Origin of the sequence: Mesonia ostreae (assembly GCF_031845265.1) — a bacterium.
In the GTDB taxonomy this organism is placed as follows: Bacteria; Bacteroidota; Bacteroidia; order Flavobacteriales; family Flavobacteriaceae; genus Mesonia; species Mesonia ostreae.
Window position 1 is genome coordinate 1 of the sequence record NZ_JAVRBG010000031.1, and the last position, 4,206, is coordinate 4,206.

Consider the following 4,206-nt stretch of genomic DNA (forward strand, 5'->3'; position numbering starts at 1 on the left):
GCTGGGGTAGCATCTATAACTACTCCACTAATGTCACAAGTAGAAATATCACTTCCCAAATCTATAGAGGGGGTGTTGGTGAAGGTCGCATTATAGGTTGCAGTTGCTTCACAACCATTATAAGTTGTGGTAACAGTATAGGTACCATCTTGTGTTATTGTAATAGATGGAGTGGTTTCATTGGTACTCCACAAGTAATCTACATTATCCAATTCATTAGCAGGAACACCTGTGATTATAGGCGTAAGAACAAAACTATTAGACTCTCCTTGTGGAGTACAAGGAATCGTGATGCCATCAAAAGTGACATCATAATTACTTTCGTCTATAATGATGCTAGAAGTTGATTCACAATCACCATCTGATGTAACCAATACTTCATACTCCCCTGCTTCAGTTATATCAAGTGTACTTGCAGTTTCTCCTACAATCTCAGTTCCATCTAGAAACCAAGTATAAGATACTGAATCAAATTGTGCTTCATTAAGTACATCAACATTTAGAGCTCCTGTTGATCCATCACAAATAAAATTCGTATCTGTAGTTAAATCTATTTCAGGAGATTCAAAAAATTCAATATTAATGACATCTGTAAGTCCACAAGCTCCAAAATAAACTACGGCTACCGCGTATTCACCAGGCTCTGTCACCTCAATACTTGTGGTAGAGATTGGTATTTCGAATCCATCTTCATCTAAGATTGGATTTCCATCCTCATCTAATTCAACAAGAAGAGTTCCTTCATAATACCATTCTATGCTAGCATTCGAAGCATCTTCTATACCTGTATCCAAAATAACAGGATCTCCCTCACAATTTGCGTTTCCATCTGCAATGGTTAAATCATCACCTAAGTCTATAGCTCCAAAATCAAAACTACCTGCTGCTAAGAAAATACCTGAATCATAACTAGTATCTCCTCTATCTGCAATTACCAATTTAAAATGGTATTGTTGACCAGGAACAACATCTGCCTGAGCCGTCATTACGGTTGTTCGCCCTCTAAAGTTAATGGGTGCTGTTATTGGAGAGGCTCCTGTATCTCCATAATATTCTCCAAAATATTCTTCATTTTCTGAAGTACAGTTATCATTATGAGCATCATCTCTAATGGTTACTACTGAAATAGGATCTGTAGTTCCAGGAACCACCGCAATATTAACAGTATTGCCATCTGCATCAGTCACTAAAAAAGCAAAAGAATCTGAATATGAACATTGAAAAGTACCATATTCTTCTGAAGCAAATAAGAAATCAAAACTAATTTCATCAATAAACGGTACAAAGTCAAATTCTATAATAGATGCATTATTAGAGTCTCCAGCAGCTAATTCTGGCACAGCATTCTCTAAATCTGTATCTCCAGGCCAAGTAGCTGGGAAACCACCGCCTCCATTAGATTGAATAGTTAATTCTGGCCCAGGAGCTTCATTTACATCACCCGTACTCATAAGCACCCCACTTTCCATTGGAAAACTAGAACCGTTTTGATCAAAGTAACCTATCCCATTTGTACTTCCAAAATCTGTTCCTGTAGAAGATGTAATATTACTTACTTGCGTACAAGGGTTGTCTATTAAAACATCCAACACCAATTCTTCTACAGTGTATTGAGTGGTATTGGTTGTTATTGGAGGTAATAATGTTGATACACAAATATCAAAACTTGAGGTTTGACCAGCCGTTACCGTTGACGAGTAAACTCTTACATAATAAGTTTCTCCTATGGTTAAATTTTCAGCTGAACTGGAATTATCTCCAAATTGATCTGCACAATATAATAGAATTAAATTATCACAGTCATTACCTTCATAAACAGAATGATATAAGTTGGTGGTAGATCCTGTAATATTTAAAAGAGATATAGCGTGATTTGTAGATGTAGCTTCAAATTCAAACCAAACATCATCATCTGCAGATCCTAAACAAGTATTAGCCTGAGTAGATTCAGTTGCCGATGCAATAGTACCTGGTACAGTAAGAAGACATTCTGCGGTATCATTGACAGGAATCTCTATCGCCATATCACACTCATCATTTGAAGGTGGTGGTGGTGGCGTACCAATACAAATATCAAAAACAGAAGTTTGGTCTGAAGATGATGTCCAAGAATATACTCTTACTTTATAAGTATTACCAAGAGTTAAATCAGAAACAAAACTATTATTTGGATCAGAACATACCAGTTCAGTTAAGTTATTACAATCATCTCCTTCATAAATTACATGGTACAAATCTGTTGTTCCCCCAGTAATATTATAAATATCTATAGTATGAGCGGTTGATGTTGCAACAAATTCAAACCAAACATCGTCATCACTGGTACCAAAACATCCATTTGCTTCATTAGACTCTGATGCTCCAAAAATACTTCCCGAACCAAATTCTGTACAAGAAAAATCAGGGTTCGTTAATAAAACAGTTGCTTCATTACATTCGTCATTGTCAGGAGGACATGTGGCTTGAGTTAAAGTTTCACTATTCAAAAAGCAGTTAGCATCTTGATTGTTATCTATAGTAATGTTAACTTCAGTCCCGTTTGCATAAGGACCAAAACTTAAGGTTTGTGGTGAAGTAATAGTTTCTATGTCTGTTCCATCAGAAACATCTACATCATCAGCAGATCCTAAATCTGTCACGTCTACTTCTACTATAAAACCTTCTGTACCCGTACTTGGATCACAAATACCTACTACATCAAACGTAGCATCTATATTTACACAAGTGTTTTCTGAAATCGTTAATGTATATGCTGTAGATTGTGGAGAAGCCCAAGTTGATATTAAAATGTAATAGGTTTCTCCTCCAGTAACCGCAAAATCTTGAATGTCTAAATCATCTGTACTAAAGCTATTGGTTAGCCCTGTATTACATGCTGTACCAATATCTGCGCAACTTGAGTAAACAAACATGCCTACGTAGTTTGAAGAAATGTCTGATAGTATAATATCTACAGAAGTATCTGTCGTTGGTGTGTACTCATATACTACATCATCACCATTCAAGTAACTGGTGGTTGTACCACAATCTGGTGCTCCTGGTGAGCCTGAATAATCATCTCCATAATTAGAAGTATCATCACTAGTTACATAAGGAAGAGGTTCTGAAACCTGTATAGCATCTTCACAAATAGAACCTGGCGGAGGTGGACTTACTGCTGTAAAGCTTTGCTCTACGCAAGCTGTTGCATTACCATTTGAATTATAAGGTACAATTGTCACAAAATATTCCTGATCGTAGCTGAAGTTATTAATGGGATCATAAGAGTTGGTAAGTCCTACATCTTCATTATCTAAAATATCGGTTGCTCCAGAAGTAGTTCCAATACTAATTATATAACCTGTAGCAATACCTGTGGCTGGAGACCAACTAATTTCACTATCTATTGGCACATCTACATCCCCGTCTTCAGGATTGCTTAAAACTGCATCACAGTTAGGAGCATTAGTAGTTTCTTGTGTTGCCAAAACATTATCATAATACAAATAATAATCTCCTTCTAACCAAGTCGCATTAAATCTTAACTGGAAATCTGATCCTGTAGGTAAATCTGCTCCAACAATAGTGTATGTCTTTGTTGCACAATCTGCAGACGTAACATGATTTGAATCATCTATAGTATCTATAGTGATCCAAGTAGCGCTTTGATCTACAGAATAATCTACTGTAAAATTTCCCCAACCTTCTGCCGTAGGATTTGTTGCTGCAGACCAATCTACAATTTTATAATCAAAACTTAATGTTAGGTCTGTGCCATTTGATTGACCTACAATATTTGGGGAAGTCAAATTGCCTGTATCATTAAAACTATAAAAGTTTCTTCTTACGCTTTGACCACTACAGGATTGTAGTGAAGAAGCGACAAAATTTCCTGTCCAGTTTGCAGGAACTCCGTTATCAAAAGTCTCGATAATACCTATCTGTCCATAAGATGATAGATACCCGAATGTTAACAATAGTAAAAGTAATTTTGTTTTCACGTTTTGGGGATTTAGAATTAGTGGTTGAATATATAAAAAAAAATTAAATAATCGTTAAAAAACAAAAAGTCTTAGCAAAACTGCTAAGACTTTTGTAATAAAGAATACTATTCTTATCTACAATCCTATTTCTCTAAGATTCTAAAAACAGATCTTCTATTAAGTTCAAATTGTTGTTCGGTACAAGGTTCGCAGTCTACTTTTGGTGCAGACTCTCCCATTCCTT

The 4,206-nt window shown here is 35.9% G+C and carries 1 protein-coding gene; it reads right to left on the reverse strand.

The genetic code is table 11. The annotated features are described in order from the left end of the window. Positions 1-3,980 (reverse strand): choice-of-anchor L domain-containing protein (locus RLT85_RS14950; RefSeq protein WP_311402847.1); only part of this gene is annotated, 3,980 nt, incomplete at its 3' end. Positions 3,981-4,206: the final 226 nt, after the last annotated feature.